Source organism: Vibrio sp. QJM3NY_27 (assembly GCF_057785955.1).
On sequence record NZ_CM173511.1, the window covers coordinates 3,124,934 to 3,144,567 of the forward strand.

The following is a 19,634-nucleotide window of genomic DNA, read 5'->3' on the forward strand; positions in this document are numbered from 1 at the left end:
CATGGAATTAACTCGAACTGTACTGATCCAAAATCGCTTGGGTCTTCACGCTAGAGCAGCCGTAAAATTGGTTGAGCTTGCACAAAGCTTTGATGCAACCATCACTATCCATAGTGAAGAAGATAAAACGGCAACAGCAGACAGTGTAATGGGGCTACTTATGCTGGAGTCGGCGCAAGGGCAACACATCACCATCCAAGCCGCAGGCACCGATTCTCAGCAAGCGCTTGATGCCGTTTGTCACCTAATTGAAGACCGGTTTGATGAGGGCGAGTAGCAAAAACGCTTCACTCACAACATCTAAAACTCAAACCACGCATCAACCAATATTAATTCTTAGTTCTACCTAAGTTAATGATTTAAATAAGCCCCAGAATTAAGTTACTATTCCAAGCATTGTTAGAATAATGAGATAGGAGGAAAATATGGCAGAGCAATTAGAATTCGACCAAGCTCACCAAACCCTCCAAGAAGTCAGCGAAGCCCTAGAAAACGGCCGATTTGTTCACGTACGCCGACAACTTCAGGATATGGAACCTGAGGATATTGCACACCTTTTAGAAGCCTCCCCTCGCAAAAGTCGTGACGTACTCTGGCAACTCACCGATCCAGAAGACTACGGTGAAATTCTTGATGAGCTAAACGAAGACGTCAAAGATGCTCTTGTGTCAAAAATGGCACCAGAAACCTTGGCAGAAGCAACCGAAGGTATGGAAACCGATGACGTCGCGTACGTACTTCGAAGCCTGCCCGACGATGTTTCTCGAGAAGTCCTTTCCCAAATGGACTCTGTCGATCGTGCATTAGTAGAAACCGCCCTTTCGTACCCAGAAGATTCAGCGGGTGCGTTAATGAACACCGACGTAATCACGATCCGCGGTGATGTCGATGTTGAGGTCGTACTGCGTTATTTACGTATGCGTGGTGAATTACCTGACGCTACCGATGCGTTATATGTTATCGATGACGACGAACGCCTCATTGGTAACCTATCGCTCAGCACACTGATTACAACCCAGCCTGATGTGTCTGTTTCAGAAGTGATGGAAGATGCCGACGAAGCGATCGCCGTTGAAACCAGTGCCTCTGATATCGCCAGCCTGTTCGAACGTCGTAACTGGGTGTCAGCTCCTGTTGTCGATGTAAATCAACACCTTGTAGGTCGTATCACGATCGATGATGTGGTTGATGTTATCCGTGAAGATGCCGAGCACTCAATGATGAGTATGGCGGGTATGGACGATGACGAAGATACCTTCGCACCGGTCGTAAAATCCGCTCGTCGTCGTAGTGTATGGCTAGGCGCAAACGTTTTAGCAGCACTCGCGGCAGCGTCTGTGTCTAATATGTTTGAGGCCACACTGAATGAGATGGCCGCGATTGCCGTTTTGATGACTATCGTACCGTCCATGGGTGGTGTTGCAGGTAACCAAACCGTCGCTCTAGTGATTCGTGGTTTAGCGCTTGGTCACATTGGTGACAGTAACAAACGCGAACTACTACTCAAAGAAGCCTCTATCGGCTTCCTTAACGGCATTCTATGGGCCGTTATCATTGGCGGTATAGTGGTTGCTTGGAAAGGCAATTGGATCTTAGGAGGTATCATCTCAGCAGCGATGATGACAAACTTGATTGTCGCGGGTATTGCCGGTGTAACCATTCCTGTGATGCTGAAGAAGATGAATATCGACCCTGCCCTTGCAGGCGGTATGGCTCTCACCACGGTGACCGATGTAATTGGCCTATCGGTGTTCTTAGGCTTAGCGACCATACTGATCTAGCGAACATGAACAGATAGCCAACTTTTGGCGAAAAACAAAAAGGGAGCTATCAGCTCCCTTTTTAATTCATCAGATTAGCTTTAATTGAATTACTCGCCTGCGACTTTCATCGACTCAAGCAAGATAGAACCGGTTTGAATTTGCGAACGAGTTTCAACGTCGTTACCTACCGCTACAATCTGAGTGAACATATCTTTGAGATTGCCCGCGATCGTCACTTCCGATACTGGGTATTGGATCTCTCCGTTTTCAACCCAGAAACCCGCAGCGCCACGAGAGTAATCGCCAGTAACGGTATTCACGCCTTGCCCCATGACTTCAGTAACAAGAAAACCAGTGCCGAGTTCTTTTAGCATCTGCTCAAAATTTTGTCCGGTCGAGTTAACGAACCAGTTATGAATACCACCAGCATGGCCTGTTGGTGTCATATCCATTTTACGTGCAGCGTAGCTGGTTAGTAGGTAAGTTGCTAACACACCATCGGTGATGATTTCACGGTCTTGAGTGTAAACACCTTCACTATCAAATGGGCTCGAAGCCAAACCACGTAAGAGATGTGGACGCTCTGAGATATTGAACCAATCAGGTAGAATTTTCTGACCTAAGTGATCTAACAAGAAAGATGATTTACGGTAAAGGTTGCCACCACTAATCGCCATCACAAGGTGACCAATGAGGCCTGTAGCGACATCGTTAGCGAACATAATTGGGTATTGGCCTGTTGGTAGCTTTTTAGCATCCAAACGGCTGACAGTCTTTTCTGCAGCTTCTTGACCGACACGTTCAGGTGTCCATAGCTCATCACGATGGCGTGCAACTGTGTAGCTGTAGTCTCGTTCCATTTCACCGTTAGCGCCTTGACCAATCACACAACAGCTCGTGCTATGGCGACTTGAGGCGTAGCTCGCGAGTAAACCGTGACTATTACCATAAACCTTAACGCCATAATGGCTGTCATAGCTTGCGCCATCACTTTGTTTGATCTTGTCGCTATAAGCTAACGCTTGTCTCTCAGCAGCAATCGCTATCTCAGCGGCATAGTCAGGATTTGGTTCATCAGGATGAAAAAGATCCAAATCTGGAATTTCTTTCACCATGTATTCTTTTGCGGCTGGACCTGCAAACGGATCTTCAGAGGTGTATTGAGCAATATCCAATGCAGCAGCGACAGTTTGAGCAATCGCCTTTTCACTTAGATCAGATGTGGATGCGCTGCCTTTTTTCTGGCCGCGGTAAACAGTAATACCTAGAGCACCATCACTATTAAATTCAACGTTTTCCACTTCACACATACGTGTTGAAACACTTAAACCCGTTGACTTAGTAATAGCGACCTCAGCTGCGTCTGCACTCACTGATGCCATATCCAACGCTTTAGCTACTGCGGCTTCTAGCTCAACTCTTTGCTGGGCGACTTGCTGTTTTACATCCATATCTATTCTAATTTTTTAGGTCAATATTAGGTAGGATAACAAGAATTTCGCTTTCTCCCCAAGATTCTTGCTAAAATAGGCAATATATTCGTTTGAGATAGTGACATAGGCAGAAAAGATGGCTCGCAAAAACCAAAAAGCCCCATGGGAACCAGAAGAAGAAATCATCTGGGTAAGTAAGACAGAAATGAAAACGGACATGGATGCCCTGCAAAAGCTGGGAGAAGAGCTTGTTGAACTAAAGCCTTCTATTCTTGATAAGTTCCCTTTGTCTGAAGACCTGGCACAAGCGATTAAAGATGCACAACGCTTTAAAAATGAAGCAAAGCGCCGTCAGCTTCAATACATTGGTAAAGTAATGCGCAATGTAGATCCAGAGCCAATTCAAGCGGCTTTAGATAAAATTCGCAACAAACACTCTCAAGCAACAGTTGAACTACACAAACTAGAACAACTGCGTGACCGCGTTGTTGCAGAAGGCGATGCTGCCATTTCTGACGTTATGGAAATGTACCCTGAAGCAGACCGTCAACGTCTTCGTCAGCTAGCTCGCCAAGCTAACAAAGAGAAATCAGCAAACAAGCCAGCGAAGTCTTCTCGCGAGATCTTCCAAATCTTAAAAGAGCTAAAGCAAGGCGACTAATCTTAGTCTCCCTTTGCTCAGAAAGATAATAAAAGACCTAGCACATGCTAGTAATGCCGATCAGTTAAGAAATTTGTGAGATCATTTGACCGATCCTCAAAAGGCTTCAAAATCCGATATTAGGAAACTAATATCGGATTTTTTATGTCTTTAGAAAGCCAACTTGCGAATACTTTTCGATCATGTAACACCTTTCATCACTTTGATAGATATTCTGACATTCTTAGCCCAGACCTTATTCAGCAAGGCTTCGAACAAGCGGGGGTCGCAACGGTGAGAAGAAGGCGTTTACCTTTAGAGGCTGTACTTTGGTCCGTTGTAGGAATGAGTCTTTTTCGACAACAATCTGTTTGGGATATAGCTAATCAACTCGATATTGTCCTGCCAGACAAACAACGTTTTGTTGCCCCAAGCGCTGTTGTTCAGGCGAGACAGAGATTGGGCGAAGAAGGTGTTAAGCAAGTCTTTAAGAAGATGGCAGCGCATAGCTATCAATCGTCTAACTTCGAAACTTGGTGTGGACTAAACCTTCTATCCGTCGATGGTGTCGTTTGGAGAACGACAGATACACCTGAAAATCATCAAGAGTTTAAAGCACAGCGCAATCAATCAGCTGAAAATATTTACCCTAAGGTACGTATGGTTTGTCTGATGGAGCTTACGAGTCATCAGATAATCGATAGTGCATTCTCTGACTATCGAACCAACGAAATGCGCCTTGCAGAAGAACTCATTGAACAAACCCCCGATCATTCTCTGACTATTTTTGACAAAGGATATTACTCTCTAGGGCTACTTAATCGCTGGAATAAAGTAGGCCAAGAAAGACATTGGATGCTCCCTGTGAGAAAGGACTTTCAGTATGAAGTCGTTCATAAATATAGCCAGAGTGACGCTATCGTTGCTATAAAAACGACACCTCAAGCAAGAAAGAAATTCAGTGACCTCCCTGAGATAATAGAAGCACGGTTAGTGTCGAAAATTATCAAAGGAAAGAAATATCAGGTGCTTACATCAATGCGTGATGGGTTGCACTTTCCTGGTGAAGACATTGTAGAGCTCTATCGCTACCGTTGGGAAATCGAATTAGGTTATAGGGAAATGAAGCAAACCTTGCTTGATAGTGAGTATACATTGCGAAGTAAGCGCCCAGATATGGTCAAACAGGAGCTCTGGGGGATTTTGTTAGCCTATAACCTTATAAGGCAGGTTATGACAAAGGCAGCGAGCAAGTTAGATAGCGTCTGGCCGAATCAATTAAGCTTTACGAGTAGTGCCATGGCTGTGACTCAATACTTTGCAGCTTTACCTTTAACGAGTCCTGGGAAACTACCCAAACACTATGAAGTACTACTACAGCAAATATCGATGTTTATCCTACCACCTCGAAGAGAAGATAGAAGTTATCCTCGTTGGGTGAAACTGAAACCTAAGAAATATGCAACGAATAGAAAAAATGCCAGTCAGCTTAACTGACTGGCATTACTAGCACATGCTAGGTCTTTTTTTTTCGACTTACTCAATGTCAAAGCCCACAAGACCAATACTCAGTCGTCACTCACCCGCTTTAACAAACGAACTTAATTCTTGCTGTGGATGAGTAGCGGTCAGTACCTCTATCGAGTCTTCAACCAACACCTTACCTAGCGCCACAAAAATAAACTTATTCGCGATACTGCGTGCATCACCTAAATGGTGCGTCACCATCAATACCGTAATATTTCGTTCTGCCGCTAATCGCTTCACTAAGCTAAGCATCTCCTCGCGCAGCAAAGGATCAAGCGCAGAGAAAGGTTCATCAAGCAACCAGATATCATGAGGCTGAACAAAACAGCGGGCTAACGCGACACGCTGGCGCTGGCCACCCGATAAATGCTCAGGCAATCTATCTAAATACTCTGCAACACCTACTTGTGCGGCTGCTTGCTCAACTTTGAGCTTTTGGGTTGCTGTAAGCTTTAATCCTGGATGCAGCCCTAAACCAATATTTTCACGTACGGTGAGATGGGCAAAAAGATTGTGTTCTTGGAACAACATCGCCAATGGACGTTGGTGCGCTTCTTTACCAATAAGCGATTGTCCTGCCACTGATATCTCACCCGATGTAGGCTCTATGAATCCCGCAACTAGCGCCAACAACGTTGATTTACCAGCGCCACTCGGCCCCATCAACGCGACAATGTCGCCCTGCTCAGCTTGGAAATCAAAGCGAAACAACTCTCGGTGATAGTGGTAGTCCACCTCTTTCATCACTAACATCATCGGTTCCTTAACTCTTTAGCATTAGGGTTTGAGCTTCGAGTAAATAAAAATTCTATTAAGCTAAAACTGCCCACACTCAGCAGCAGTAAACTCACAGAAACCACCGCGGCGGCTTCCATTTGATAGCTGCCTAACAATTGGAATAGATACAAAGGCAGCGTTCTAAAATCTTGGCTACCAAACAAGGCAATGGCACTCAAGTCCCCCATCGCCAGCATAAAGCTAATAGAAAAGGCTTGCGCCATTGGTTTACGTAGTGCGCGCCACTCCACCAGCCTAAAACGTGTGAAACCTGTCATTCCCAAGCTTGCACACACGTATTGATACTGTTGAGATAAATGCAACATAGGTTGGGCTAAGGTTTTGATCACATAAGGCAGTGCCATTAAGCTATTTACTGCAATCACAATAAAGAAAGCTAAGCTAAATACATCGGTAAATGAACGCAGTAATAAGAAGAGTCCCGTACTGATCACTAACCCTGGTGTCACTAAGATAATGGTACCAATCAGCTCGATTTTATCGGCTCTAAAGTTCTTGTTCTGCAAACGCCATGCACGACTGGTCAGCAGTATCGCAATACCAATACCGACGGCAATAACACTTGCTAAGGACGCAACTTTAACTGAGGTCATTAGCGCAGCCCAAAACGGTTCGCTGCTGAGCACAGTTAGTGCTTGTGAGTTAATACCACTGACGATAACCATGGCTAATGGCGGCAATACCAGCATTGAGACTACTATGATCCAAAAGCTATCCCAAGCTTTTGACCACCAGCAGTCCTTAACCAAATATTTCTCTTCCGACAACTGACTGGCCGTCACTGAAATAGGTTTCGACAGGCGCTGAATACTCACCGCGAGCACTCCACACAGCAGCATTTGCCATATCGCGAGCAAGGCACCAGCCTGTAAGTCAAAGTCGAATTTAATCGCTTGATAAATAGCGAGTTCGATAGTGGTCGATTTCGGACCTCCACCTAGCGCCATCACGGTAGCAAAGCTAGTAAAGCACAACATGAAGACTAAGCCACATACATGAGGCAGTTGTTGTCTCAATCGCGGCCATTCGACCCATTTAAATTTATTCCAATGACTCATACCCAAATGAGCACACAGCTTGTGCTGCTCGGCAGGCACGGTATCTAAAGCTTGTAAAAGTAAACGGCTGGCATAGGGCAGATTAAAAAAGACATGTGCGAGCAAAATGCCATTCAATCCATAGATGGAGAATGGTAATTCAATATCGAAGTTCGCCAGAAATTTAGCTAACCAACCACTGTTGCCATAAATTGCAAGCAAACCAAACACACCGACTAACACAGGCAAAACCAAGGTCGACGCGAACAGCCTTAACAACAGAGCTCGCCCAAAAAATTGCCTGCGACACAAAGCATGAGCAATAGGTATAGCAAAGCCAACACTCAGCACAGTTGAGAGTGTCGCTTGATAAAAACTGAATTTCGTTACGTGCCAATAGTAAGGATCGGACCATACTTGGCTGATATCAAGAGAAGGGGCATTGCTAAGCAATGCCCCAACTGCTGAAACCACAAAGGCGGTAATGAGTATCGCAACCCAGATCCCGACCTTAGGTGTTTTCTTTATCATAAATTGATTTTTTACCGTAAGTGGTTCACTCAGTTAATATCGAACGAACCTTTAAATACAGAAAGTTAGAAAGCTGAGCTTTAGGAAACTCATCTTTAGAAAGTTAAGCTAGAAAGCTAATCCTTTAAAAAGTAAGTGCACTCTGCCATTCACGAATCCATGGCTTACGCTTAGCAGCGATTTCTTCAGGCGTAAAACTCAGAGCTTTCTGCGGTACTGTTAACTGCTCGAACCCTTTGGGTAGCTCGATACCCGTCACTGGGTACATCCAGTTGCCAGTTGGCATCGCCGATTGGAATTCATCACTTAAGATAAACGCCATAAACTCATCGGCCAGTTTTTCATTTTTGCTGCCTTTAACTTTCGCAGCCACTTCCACTTGAGTGTAATGACCTTCTTCAAAGCTTGCAGCTGCATACTTAGAATCACTTTCTGCAATGATGTGGTAAGCAGGAGATGTTGTGTAAGACAAGACTAAGTCCGACTCCCCCTTTAAGAACATAGAGTAAGCTTCAGACCAACCTTTAGTAACCGTAACCGTCTTCTGAGCAAGTTTCTTCCAAGCTGCTGTCGCTTCATCACCGTATACTGACTTCATCCATAGCATCATGCCTTGACCCGGCGTAGATGTACGTGGGTCTTGGTAAATAACCTTGAGGTCGTCACGCTGCTCAACCAGTTCTTTCAAGCTCTTAGGTGGGTTTGCTAGTTTCTCTTTGTTATAGATAAACGCAAAGTAACCAAAATCATAAGGAACAAAGGTGCTGTCGTCCCAGCCGTTAGGAAGTGTCACTGAAGACGTATCAACATTGTGCTCAGCCAATAAGCCCGTCGCTTTCGCTTCAGCCATCAGATTGTTATCTAGGCCTAACACGATATCAGCTTTGCTGTTACCACCTTCAAGACGTAAGCGGTTCAGAATAGATACGCCATCTTCTAGCGCGACAAAGTTCACATCGCAGCCACACTTTTCTTCAAATGCTTTTTCAACGGCAGGACGAGGGCCCCAATCCGCAGCAAAAGAGTCATAGGTATAAACCGTTAGGGTATTGTCTGCAGCAAAGGCAGAAAAAGAGATGGCTGTAGTAACAGCAAGAGTTGTTAATGTAAATTTCACTGGACGCTCTCCATGGTCTGAGCGGCACAGGTTTGAGGGAGGAGAACGGTAGAAGTTGTTCCTAACTCAATTCCTACGCCAGCATTATCTGGTTCAGGTTTACGGGTCCCAAGCACTTGCTTGATCTCAGCTCGCATTCATTATTTGAATGGTTCGCTCCCCGATGAGTGTTCAGAATTGTAATTCGAATTTTAACAATAAGCTATCAAGTTTGGATCAATTACGTTGATCGTAACCCCAACGTGGCACTAAACCTTGCTCGATGCCAAGATGGTCCAAAATGCGCGCCACCATAAAATCGACCAGATCTTCAATCGACTTAGGTTGATGATAAAACCCCGGAGCGGCAGGCATGATCGTCACGCCCATAGTCGATAGCTTATGCATGTTCTCTAAGTGCAGCGTCGAGAATGGCGTCTCACGAACCACCAACAACAGTTGGCCTCGTTCTTTCATGACCACATCTGCAGCACGCTCAATCAGATTATCCGATAAGCCATGAGCAATTGAAGCCAAGCTTCCCGCTGAACATGGACAAACGACCATCTGCTTCGGCGCTGCAGAGCCAGAGGCAACCGGTGAGAACCAATCATCTTTGCCACACACCACCAGCTTTTCGGGGTCACACCCAAGGTGTTTAACCAAAGCTTGTTTCGCTGCATCGGGTCCTGCAGGTAACTTAAGTTCATGCTCGGTCGCCAACACCACTCGCGCAGCCGACGATATCAGTAAATAGACCTGATAATCCGCCGCCAAAAGGCATTCAAGTAAACGCAGGCCATAAGGCGCACCTGATGCGCCAGTGAAAGCGAGGGTTATAGCTTTATCGTGTTTTGTCATGTTCTCAATTACTTCAAAATATAAGATCGTGGATCAGTTAGCCTTTGAGTGCCAACGCATCCAACAGTTTCTGGTGAATACCACCAAAGCCACCATTGCTCATTACCAAGATTTGGTCGCCCGCTTGTGCCTCTGAGACAATTCTAGCAACGAATGTATCCATGTCATCACTTACATGTGCGGGTTGATGGCACGCATCGGCAACATCTTGTACAGACCAATCAATGTTATCTGGTTGGAATAAGTAGGTAGAATCCGCCTGTTTAAGAGAATCAGCCAAGGTTTCTTTATGCACACCACGCTTCATGGTGGCAGAACGAGGCTCTAAAACGGCAATGATTTTTTTCGTATCTACCTTATTACGTAAGCCACCCAGAGTAAGTTCAATCGCTGTAGGATGATGAGCAAAATCGTCATAAACAGAAACACCTACTACCTCACCTTTGAACTCTAAGCGACGCTTGGTATTAATGAACGCCGCCAGTGATTCACATCCTAAGTCGGGTGTAACACCAACATGTCTTGCCGCCGCAATCGCCATCAAGGCATTACTTACGTTATGATCGCCAACCAAATCCCAGTCTACGGTTCCAACACATTCGTCTTGGAAATAGACCTCAAATTTGGAGCCATCTTTAACCAGTTTCTTGGCATCCCAATCGCCAAGTTCGCCGCTCGATTCAGTCTCACTCCAACACCCACGAGAAAGAACATCTTCAATAGCCGTATCTTGCTTCGGTGAAAAAATACGACCATTACTTGGCACAGTGCGAACCAAATGATGAAACTGTCGCTTGATCGCTTCAAGATCATCAAAGATATCCGCATGATCGAACTCAAGATTATTCATGACCAAGGTTCTTGGGTGGTAATGAACGAACTTAGATCGTTTATCGAAAAAAGCACTATCGTATTCGTCGGCTTCAACCACGAAGAACATGCTTTCACCAAGGCGAGCAGATATACCAAAGTTACCCAACACACCACCAACTAAGAAGCCCGGTGCATAGCCACAGTCTTCCAAGATCCAAGCCAACATGCTTGATGTAGTAGTCTTGCCATGCGTTCCCGAGACTGCAAGAACCCAACGGTCATGCAGTAGAAATTCTTGCAACCATTGCGGGCCTGATGTGTATCTAAGGTTATTATCCAATACATACTCAACACACGGGTTACCACGGCTCATGGCATTACCGATAACCACGAGATCAGGCCTTGGCTCTAATTGACTAGGGTCGAACCCTTCAATAATTTCAATCCCTTGCGATTCCAACAAAGTGCTCATTGGAGGGTAAACATTCGCGTCACTACCCGTAACCTTGTGACCTAATTGACGAGCCAATACCGCGGCACCACCCATGAAGGTGCCACAAATTCCTAAGATGTGAATATGCATATATTGCTTCCAAACGCTTGGCTAAATGAGCCATGTCTAAATCAAACTACTTGCACTCATTATCATTAAATGGCGATTAAAAGCGAGCAGCAATGCAAAACAAATTTAGTCGACATAGTAAGTGAGATCTGTGTCGCTTAGTTCATTACCATAAAAAAGATCTAACCTTTAGAATTTAGGTAAGCGTCTAGATGAATAAAGCCCACTCAAGAGGCCTAATCTACAGTGCTCAAATCCCCCCTAATATTGAGAGAAGTTTAAGGAAATAACATGTCTGAGATGCGCACCCTTGGTGAGTTCATTGTTGCAAAACAAAATGATTTCCCCCATGCAAGTGGTGATCTATCATCCCTTTTGTCATCAATTCGTCTTGCTGCAAAAATTGTTAACCGTGAAATCAACAAAGCAGGTCTTGTCGACATTACTGGCGCTGTTGGTACAGACAACGTTCAAGGTGAAGAGCAACAAAAGCTAGACCTTTACGCGAACGACAAATTTAAAGCGGCTCTAGAAGCTCGTGACCAAGTTTGTGGCGTTGCAAGTGAAGAAGAAGACGAAGCTGTTGCCTTCAATAAAGAGCTCAACAAAAACGCAAAATACGTTGTTCTGATGGATCCACTTGATGGTTCTTCAAACATCGATGTGAATGTATCGGTTGGTACGATTTTCTCTATCTACCGCCGAGTGTCACCGATTGGTACCCCACCAACACAAGAAGATTTCCTACAACCTGGACACAAACAAGTCGCAGCTGGTTACGTAATTTACGGTTCTTCAACCATGCTTGTTTACACAACAGGTGCTGGCGTAAATGGTTTCACCTACGACCCATCACTGGGTACCTTCTGTCTATCTCATGAAAACATGATGATCCCTGATGAAGGTAAGATCTACTCGATCAACGAAGGTAACTACTTCCGCTTCCCTACCGGTGTTAAAAAGTACATCAAGTACTGCCAAGAAGATGAGCCGAGTGATAACCGCCCTTACACCTCTCGTTACATCGGTTCTCTAGTATCAGATTTCCACCGTAACCTGCTGAAAGGCGGCATCTACTTATACCCAAGCACACAAAGCCACCCTCAAGGTAAACTGCGTTTACTTTACGAGTGCAACCCAATTGCTTTCCTTATGGAACAAGCGGGTGGTATCGCTTCAGACGGTGCTCAACGTATCATGGACATCAAACCAACTGAGTTACACCAACGTGTACCTTTCTTTGTTGGCTCAACAGACATGGTTCGCAAAGTAGAAGAGTTTCTTGAGCTTAACCGAGACTAATTCTCTCGCTTATTTCTCAAAATAACGTCACTAAAAAAGCCAGCATTTATATGCTGGCTTTTTAGTGCTCACTAAGTGATTGTTTACCGGATTATCGAACCTGATACTTCGATTCAGCCCCCCGTTCAAAGTTGAAACGGAACCATTTATCAACGTCATCGCAAATCCCAAGGTAAGTCTCACCTCGACGCCCTAACGCTCTTGGGTTTTGAGAACAATACTGAGTTTTTCCGACTTCATAACCTTGCCCATAAGCGGCATACAAATCGGCATCAATTGATGGTGAAGACGCAGCTTCAGCCAAGCTTGCTTCAGTCTGCTTCGTTTTGCCTTTCATCGCCATTTCTTCGCCAAAGCTCTGCCAATCAGTAGCATTCGATGATGTTGGTGGTGGAATTTGCGCACAACCGAATAACATTACTGATAGCACCAATAATAGATATTTCATGATTTCCTCCTGATGGAAAAAAGACTAGCCTGTACATTGAGACTGTTAGCTATTACGTCAGAATGCTTTCATTAGTTCACTCACTAGAGCGGGTTATTCCGCTTACACCAGTCACCCGAAAGTATTTCTTTATTAGCTGTTAGATCAAGCTGATACAAATATACCCATGCTAATCCAAATATAGTCTCTATTTGCTCGCGACGATACTCAACAGGAACATCTTCTAGCCGATCGAGCGACTCCAAAATTTCGTCGTTAATGATATAGACCTCGCCAGCGACACTTTTCTTTCCGAAAATCATCGCCGGATACGCAACTAAATCAAAAAGTGCGTATTCCTCAGGTGTGTCAAACCTTCCTAAACACTCACACGGTTTTAAATAGTGGTGGTTCGATTGGTCTTTTCTCAATGTTCCATAAACAAAAACGAGGTGCTGCATGCTCACTCCCTAGCATTCGTCATCCGCTAATCAATCACCGCTTAAAGTGTTACTCGAATTCAAACTGATAGAGAAGATCCACAGCACTGTCTAGACCCGATACAGCCTCAACGTAGAGATCCTGCATCAATCGATAACGAACGGTAAACTCGCCTAACGAGTTAAAGATACCCACACCATACTTCACCTGTAAACCAGGCAGAATGTAGCCACTTACCGTTACTTGTGAGTCATCCCCAGAGCCTGCTGTATCCAGTTGTAAATCTTGTACACCAAAGGCTTCACCGATTTCGCCAACAACCTTACCACTCTTCGCCAAACTCAAACCGATCAAGGTTGTTGTCATCGAACCGCTCGACTCGCCATCAATATCTTGGCCACGCAAAATATAAGACAGCGCATTGGCTTGCGGCATCGCTGGATCAGAGTAAATCTCGATGGTCGGCTCAGTCGCTGGGCCCGTCACTCGAATGCCGGCGGTCACATCGTCCTGAGTATTGTCAGGATTACGAATCGCGTTGATGGCTACATATGGCTGATCCGGTGGACCATTCATTAGAATTTTACCCTCTTCGATCAAGAGGTCTTGCCCGAATGATTGGTAAGTACCATCGACGATATTCACTTCACCAGTGATGAATGGGCCTTGGTCTTTTTGAGCTACATTGAGCTTACCAACCAAGTCGCCTTCAAGACCGAAGGCAGACAATTTAAAGTCATCACCAATGGAGATATTAATATTGGTCATCACATTGAATGGGATCGCATCTTCACTTTCAGGCTCAAGATCTTTGTTCAATATAACCTGATCGGAAGACACACCAACCGCTGACGGTGGTAAGTCTTCTACCACAATTCGTCCCCATGGTAGTGCTATGTCACCCGTAATTTTTGCCAGCTCGGGCGTGACATCAATAGTCATATCAGGTACGACCTTAACCTTGACCATCGGCGGGATATCAACCATCAACTCATCGGCAAAAACTCTAACGTTAGAGTGCCATGCTTTAAGATCTTGCCAATCCCCGGTTCCCTCAATATCAAGATGACCGTCAGGCGTTTCTACATTCGCATCCAGTTTTGCACTATAACCATCAAAATCGAGGTCGATGCGGCCATCTTTCACATCAACAGGCGTAACGTCGCCTTTGACTTGAATACCATCAACCGAGAACTGACCAAAAACTTGAGGGTGCATCAAAGATCCTTTAACTTGAAGATCACTCTCAAGGTCGGCTTTCAATAGGCTGTACTCACCTAGGATTGGTTGCAAGAAATCGAGGTGGAACGTAGTCAGCTTAATTGCGGCATCGACCATTTTGTCTTCGGCAAGAATATCCGGTAACGACACCGTACCAGACAGGTCACCATTATCAGACACATCCAACTTAAAATCGGCATCCAGTTTGTTATCTTTCAGCTGGGCATTCAATGCAATACTTTCCCAACCCAGTGTGATTGGCTCGCCAACTTGTTGAACAACCTGACCTTTCGGCATATCAACGCTTACCGTAACCTCCGGCTCACCTTGTTCAGACCACTTAGCATGGGCAGTCGCATTGACTAAGCCCTGTAATTGCGTCTCTTTTGGCACAAAGGCTTTAATCTGCTCGAAATCAAATTGATTGATGGCCACCTTGGCCTCACCCGATTTTCCGACACGAACGTCTTCGTCCAAACACACACTCGAACCAGATTGTTTCCAACAGTGCGCTTGAACATCGGCAAACTGTTTATCGACATCCGCCTTTATCGCGACAGGTTGATCTAATACCCAAGGGCCTTGCTGAGTGGTTATTTTGACGCGGTCTAACGACCCATCCCAAATAATAGAAGGCTTTTGAATCAACTCACCAGAGATGGCCAAACTTGTCGACACGATGTCGGATATCACATCAAGTGTCACTGTGTGTTTCTTCTCGCCACCACTGACCGTGAGATCAATGCTTTCCACGCTTTGATCTTGATAGGTTAAGTTCTTAGCTTTGAGTACAAGATCGGCTTGAGCCTCAGGTAATGGAAGAGGGATCACAGAGCCATTAAGCGACAAGGATTCTAGTGTTGCTTCGTTATTCCAATCGACCTTATCAACATTTAAAGCGAGATCAACTTCAGGCTCTTTCGTTGGGCCGCTAAGTTGGATGTTACCGATCACTCTACCTTTCAGCTCAGGACTACTTTTTGCAAGCTCAGGGAAGAAGATCTCAACGCCCATGTCCCATTGCTTATCAAGTTGCCCCTGTGCCTTAATCGAGTTAACACCATGAGCCAAGCTCAAACCGCTGGTTTTCAGCTTTGGTTCACCGCTCGCGCTGCGATCCGACGCTGACAACTGACCTTCGATATCCAGAGGGTACTCTCGCAAGATCCCTTCAATATCCAGTTTAGGCAATTCAATCGCCCAACCGCCCGCTTCCGTCAACTCACCCGAGGTGACGATGCTTCCGCTAATGTTACCCTCGGCTTCTGGCCATTGCAGGCCCGGCTGAATGTCTTTAAGTGTTACATCAGCTTGCCAGTTAACGAGACTCTTCCAGTTAGCTTTGACCACACCATTCAACTCACCACCTAATGTATTCAGCTTTAGACGCTCGAACTCAATCTGTTCCGTCGTGCCTTTACCCTGCAGATCGATGGCTAACTCAGGGATTTTCTTACCATCGGCCTCACCTTTAAGTAGAACATTGAAACCATCTAGTGAGCCATTAGCTTTGAATTGCTCAATTGTCGCTTGGTAATCGCTTTTTCCGGTAAGAGGCCACTGCGCTTGTCCGCCCTCTAAAAGAAGGTCAAATGGTAGAGTAGGCTCTAAGGGTTGAATATCCCCAGATAGCTTTGCCTCAATCAGCTCAGAAAACTGAGAATCTAAGTGCAGCTTAGCCACGCTTCCTTGTGCTTTTAGTGATAATTTCTGACCAGCAAGGTCGGTTTCTTTCACTAACGCATCCAAAGAAAGTTCTAGCGGATATCCCCCCTTGAGCTCAACCTTCGTCGCTAAATTCGCACTTGCTTGGGGCATATCAAGCTCTAGAGTGGAAACATCTACCGTGTGCTTACCCGCCGTAGCTTCAAGGCCAAGGTGGTTGACAATAATTGGCGCTTCTTGTTCTAAGGTGAAACGGTTTAGGTCAAAACGCTCAAGTACAACCTGCAAAGGAATTAAGACTTCAGGTAACTCGATAGCCGTTTTAGTGGCAGCCTCTGGTTCTACAATTTCTGTTTGCGGTTCTTCTGTCGATTCAGCAAGCTTAATTTTTAGGTCATTGAACAAGGTTGGCGAAACCGTCAGCGTTTCACCCTGCATGCTCAGAGCGGTTGAGAACAAACCCCATTCGATTTCATGACCCAAGATATTCAGTTTGATATCAGATAAAGCGATGCGATTGATCACTATTGGTAATGGTGTTTTCACTGATGTTAGGGGCGGAGTCGGTTCTACTTCTTCTGTAGAGGGTGGAGGCAGTTCAGTAAATGCGAAGTCCAACCCTTGAATCGCTAAACGATCAACACACAGCTTAGGATCAAGCAAACAACGAGGGTTAATAGCCAAGTTCAGCTTTTGAACCTTGGTGTCGATATGCAGGCTGTCATCTTTAAACTGAACCTTATTAAGCGTAAAGCTTGGGAACAGGGCTCCTTTAGTACTTTCCACTTTAAGTTGTGGTAATGCTTTTTCAGCGCCCCACAGCACAGTGTTCAACCCCGGGTTAGTGAACAAAACAAAACCGAGCAGGGCTATCAACAACAGCAAAATAGACGTCAATGAGATCGACGTCCACTTGATGAATTTGCCCATCACTTTGATCATAATTCTGGCCCTAAACTAAAGTGTAACTGGAACTCATCACCTTTTGCTGCATCTAGGCCCCAAGCAAAATCTAGACTCACTGGACCAACGGGGGACGCCCAACGCACCCCAACACCGGTGCCGTGCTTCCACTCTGGTTTGTCATTAAATGCATCACCAATATCGTAGAATGCTGCGCCCCACCAGTTTCCAACCAAGCGGTATTGGTATTCAAACGAGCTGGTTGCCATGAATTTCGCACCCGTTAATGCACCACTTTTATCGCGAGGAGAGATCGACTCATAACCGTAACCACGAATGCTGTTATCACCACCGGCAAAGAATCTTAGGGAAGGAGACAGCTTCTCAAACTCGTCGGCAAAGTTACCGCCAAATTGAAGCCGAGTTAGGCCTCGGTGGTTATCGCCAATGCTTCGAATCCAAGCGGTTTGGCCTTGAAAACGAACAACCTTAGTTTCGGATAACAAGGTATCATCGGCCGCTTCAAACATAATGGTTTGTTTATCGCCCCACATCGGCATCGAACCACCTCGCGTTCGAGTTCGTGAGAAAGAGAAACCCGGCAAAACAAACTGTGCCAAGTCATCTTGTAAACCTTGTTCATAGTTTTCGACCAAGTATCGAATGAACACCGTGCGTTGCCAGCCGTTATCTAGGCGCCAGTACCTTTCTAAGGCGAGGTTTGACTCCAAACTTTTGGTATCTCGGTTATCCAAGTTCTTCATACCGTACTTAATTTGATAGTAGTCATTAAGCACGTCATCCAATGGGATTTTATAAGCCGCGGTAATCGTCTGCTCGGGCTTGGAGATCGACAAACTACTATTGAAGCTATGACCTTTCTCGTTAACCCAAGGTTTTTTCCATTTGAGAGTGCCTTTCACGCCCAAGTCTGTTGATACACCGATACCTGTTTCGATTTGGTTACGCGCTTGCGGAGCAAGGCTAACCTTCATCGGGATTTCTCGGCCTTCGCCTAACTGACTTAAATCTGGTTCAACAAATACCGAGGAGAACCAATCCGTATTGGACAGGTTTTGGTTGTACTCGCCGACTTTGGTAATTGAGTAAGGTTCACCATCTTCAAACGGCTTGAGAGATTGCACTTTGTCATCTTCAATTTGACTGCCCGTCACAGTGGTTGTGCCAAAGTGATAGCGGATGCCACTGTTATAATGAAGGCGGACATAAGCGCGGTTTAATTCAGGAGCGACTTCTAGCTTGCTAAGATCATACGCCCCATCGAAGTAGCCTTTCGCTAATCCAAGGTTGCGGATCGATGATTTCAAAGAATCATAATTGCCATGATTCAGAATCGAACCTTTAGACAGCTTACTCCTAGCTATTAAAACCAAAAAGTCAGGATCATCTTTGGCTTCACCAGTCAGAACGATATCTGAGGTATAAATAACAACAGGCTCTCCCGGCTCAACCGTAACGGTCATTTCGGTATCATCTTCGGGGTGAGAAAATGTGATATTAGGGTGGTAGTAACCTAACGCATTCAGGGCTTCTTTTATCATAGACTCCAAGCGAGATTGGAACCTTAATGAAACCGAGTACTCTTCTTCAGGAATCGCACTCAGATAAGCATCAACATTATCCTCAAGCGCTCCATTAAGCCCTTTAATTTCAAGGGAAACATCAGCGAAAGCGAGCGTCGATGACAATAGAGTGCCAATCAGAACTGGTAAAGTTTTTCTTATCATGCTTAATTGGTGAAGAAGTTATCAATACGTTAATAAATGAAAAGAAATAATACCGCTAAAAAGACATTGAGTCTGTAATAAATCTTGGAATAACACGGTCTAATTTAAAGACTTAATCAATATGAACCAGCCGTTAATATGAACCTGGATCTAATGTTAACTTAAGCGGTAAACGTATGCGAAAAGGAATATAACATGCTAAACAAACAACAACTGGTTTCCGCAGCAACCGCATTACCGGGAAATGCAGACCCAATCCGAATCACTGAGCGCCATTTTGTCAATCAAACTGACTTGCTCGATGCTCCTATGGGTTCCCAACAAGAAGTCCTACTTGGTATGGGATGCTTTTGGGGAGCTGAGCGTTTGTTTTGGCAACTTGATGGTGTTATTTCCACATCCGTTGGCTACGCTGGTGGATACACAGTCAATCCCACTTATGAGCAGGTATGCAGCGGACAAACCGGTCATACCGAAGTCGTTCGTGTCATTTTTGATAGCGAACAAACATCTTTAGCTCGAATACTTGAGACCTTTTGGGAGCGCCATAACCCAACCCAAGGTATGCGCCAAGGCAACGACTTAGGGACTCAGTACCGCTCCGCGATATACACATTCAGCGAACAGCAACAAGCCGTCGCCGAGCACTCTAAACGTGAATATCAACGAGCAATGACTGAATCATTAGGCAACGAGATCACGACGGAAGTTCTGCCTGCTGGAAAATATTTTTTCGCAGAAACCTACCACCAACAATACCTAGCCAAAAATCCTAACGGTTACTGTGGGTTGGGTGGTACGGGTGTGTGCTTCCCTCCGCAATAATGTGTGTTAGGCATACAAACTAGAACAACATCCATTAAAAA

The 19,634-nt window shown here is 45.2% G+C and carries 16 protein-coding genes and 1 riboswitch; of the genes, 6 read left to right on the forward strand and 10 right to left on the reverse strand.

The genetic code is table 11. From position 1 onward, the window contains the following. The first annotated feature begins 1 nt into the window (after position 1). Both AC3CIA_RS13980 and mgtE read left to right on the forward strand, forming a co-directional pair. Positions 2-277: an HPr family phosphocarrier protein gene (locus AC3CIA_RS13980; protein ID WP_004735299.1), complete on the forward strand. Its 276-nt coding sequence runs from the start codon at positions 2-4 to the stop codon at positions 275-277. A 148-nt stretch (positions 278-425) separates the two neighbouring features. Continuing rightward, complete coding sequence (gene mgtE / locus AC3CIA_RS13985) at positions 426-1,781, forward strand: magnesium transporter (RefSeq protein WP_004735298.1); 1,356 nt, start codon at positions 426-428, stop codon at positions 1,779-1,781. Between the two features lie 89 nt (positions 1,782-1,870). Here mgtE and pmbA read toward each other — a convergent pair whose 3' ends face one another. Then, positions 1,871-3,214: a metalloprotease PmbA gene (pmbA, locus tag AC3CIA_RS13990; RefSeq protein WP_017073447.1), complete on the reverse strand. Its 1,344-nt coding sequence runs from the start codon at positions 3,212-3,214 to the stop codon at positions 1,871-1,873. 118 nt (positions 3,215-3,332) lie between these two features. Here pmbA and yjgA point away from each other — a divergent pair, with 118 nt between their 5' ends. After that, positions 3,333-3,857: a ribosome biogenesis factor YjgA gene (gene yjgA / locus AC3CIA_RS13995; protein WP_017083748.1), complete on the forward strand. Its 525-nt coding sequence runs from the start codon at positions 3,333-3,335 to the stop codon at positions 3,855-3,857. Positions 3,858-4,001: 144 nt separating this feature from the next. After that, positions 4,002-5,333: an IS4 family transposase gene (locus tag AC3CIA_RS14000; RefSeq protein ID WP_488518170.1), complete on the forward strand. Its 1,332-nt coding sequence runs from the start codon at positions 4,002-4,004 to the stop codon at positions 5,331-5,333. A gap of 78 nt (positions 5,334-5,411) precedes the next feature. Here AC3CIA_RS14000 and thiQ read toward each other — a convergent pair whose 3' ends face one another. The 5 genes from thiQ to mpl form a co-directional block, all read right to left on the reverse strand. Beyond that, positions 5,412-6,116 (reverse strand): thiamine ABC transporter ATP-binding protein, encoded by a 705-nt coding sequence (gene thiQ / locus AC3CIA_RS14005; RefSeq protein ID WP_020477151.1) that lies wholly within the window; start codon positions 6,114-6,116, stop codon positions 5,412-5,414. Then, positions 6,116-7,729 (reverse strand): thiamine/thiamine pyrophosphate ABC transporter permease ThiP, encoded by a 1,614-nt coding sequence (gene thiP / locus AC3CIA_RS14010; protein WP_065207454.1) that lies wholly within the window; start codon positions 7,727-7,729, stop codon positions 6,116-6,118. Before thiP ends, thiQ begins: the two co-directional genes overlap by 1 nt. A gap of 124 nt (positions 7,730-7,853) precedes the next feature. Beyond that, positions 7,854-8,846, reverse strand: coding sequence for a thiamine ABC transporter substrate binding subunit (thiB, locus tag AC3CIA_RS14015; protein ID WP_146456662.1), 993 nt, complete (start codon positions 8,844-8,846; stop codon positions 7,854-7,856). A 53-nt stretch (positions 8,847-8,899) separates the two neighbouring features. Further along, a riboswitch (TPP riboswitch) is annotated at positions 8,900-9,019 on the reverse strand. Positions 9,020-9,062: 43 nt separating this feature from the next. Then, positions 9,063-9,686, reverse strand: a complete 624-nt coding sequence (locus AC3CIA_RS14020) for a flavin prenyltransferase UbiX (RefSeq protein ID WP_016787846.1) — start codon at positions 9,684-9,686, stop codon at positions 9,063-9,065. Between the two features lie 37 nt (positions 9,687-9,723). Beyond that, on the reverse strand, positions 9,724-11,082 hold the full coding sequence (gene mpl / locus AC3CIA_RS14025) for a UDP-N-acetylmuramate:L-alanyl-gamma-D-glutamyl-meso-diaminopimelate ligase (RefSeq protein ID WP_065207456.1): 1,359 nt from the start codon (positions 11,080-11,082) through the stop codon (positions 9,724-9,726). A 270-nt stretch (positions 11,083-11,352) separates the two neighbouring features. Between mpl and fbp the strand changes: the two genes are divergently transcribed. Next, positions 11,353-12,363, forward strand: a complete 1,011-nt coding sequence (fbp, locus tag AC3CIA_RS14030; RefSeq protein ID WP_065207457.1) for a class 1 fructose-bisphosphatase — start codon at positions 11,353-11,355, stop codon at positions 12,361-12,363. Positions 12,364-12,454: 91 nt separating this feature from the next. Here the strand turns inward: fbp and AC3CIA_RS14035 are convergent, their stop codons facing one another. From AC3CIA_RS14035 to tamA, 4 genes are all read right to left on the reverse strand, one after another. Further along, on the reverse strand, positions 12,455-12,811 hold the full coding sequence (locus AC3CIA_RS14035; RefSeq protein WP_146456668.1) for a DUF2799 domain-containing protein: 357 nt from the start codon (positions 12,809-12,811) through the stop codon (positions 12,455-12,457). An 83-nt stretch (positions 12,812-12,894) separates the two neighbouring features. Then, positions 12,895-13,251 (reverse strand): gamma-glutamylcyclotransferase family protein, encoded by a 357-nt coding sequence (locus AC3CIA_RS14040; protein ID WP_146456670.1) that lies wholly within the window; start codon positions 13,249-13,251, stop codon positions 12,895-12,897. A 49-nt stretch (positions 13,252-13,300) separates the two neighbouring features. Next, on the reverse strand, positions 13,301-17,059 hold the full coding sequence (gene tamB, locus AC3CIA_RS14045) for an autotransporter assembly complex protein TamB (RefSeq protein ID WP_488518252.1): 3,759 nt from the start codon (positions 17,057-17,059) through the stop codon (positions 13,301-13,303). Continuing rightward, complete coding sequence (gene tamA, locus AC3CIA_RS14050; protein ID WP_488518253.1) at positions 17,056-18,768, reverse strand: autotransporter assembly complex protein TamA; 1,713 nt, start codon at positions 18,766-18,768, stop codon at positions 17,056-17,058. Before tamA ends, tamB begins: the two co-directional genes overlap by 4 nt. A gap of 195 nt (positions 18,769-18,963) precedes the next feature. Between tamA and msrA the strand changes: the two genes are divergently transcribed. Next, positions 18,964-19,593, forward strand: coding sequence for a peptide-methionine (S)-S-oxide reductase MsrA (msrA, locus tag AC3CIA_RS14055; RefSeq protein WP_017092969.1), 630 nt, complete (start codon positions 18,964-18,966; stop codon positions 19,591-19,593). Positions 19,594-19,634 lie beyond the last annotated feature (41 nt).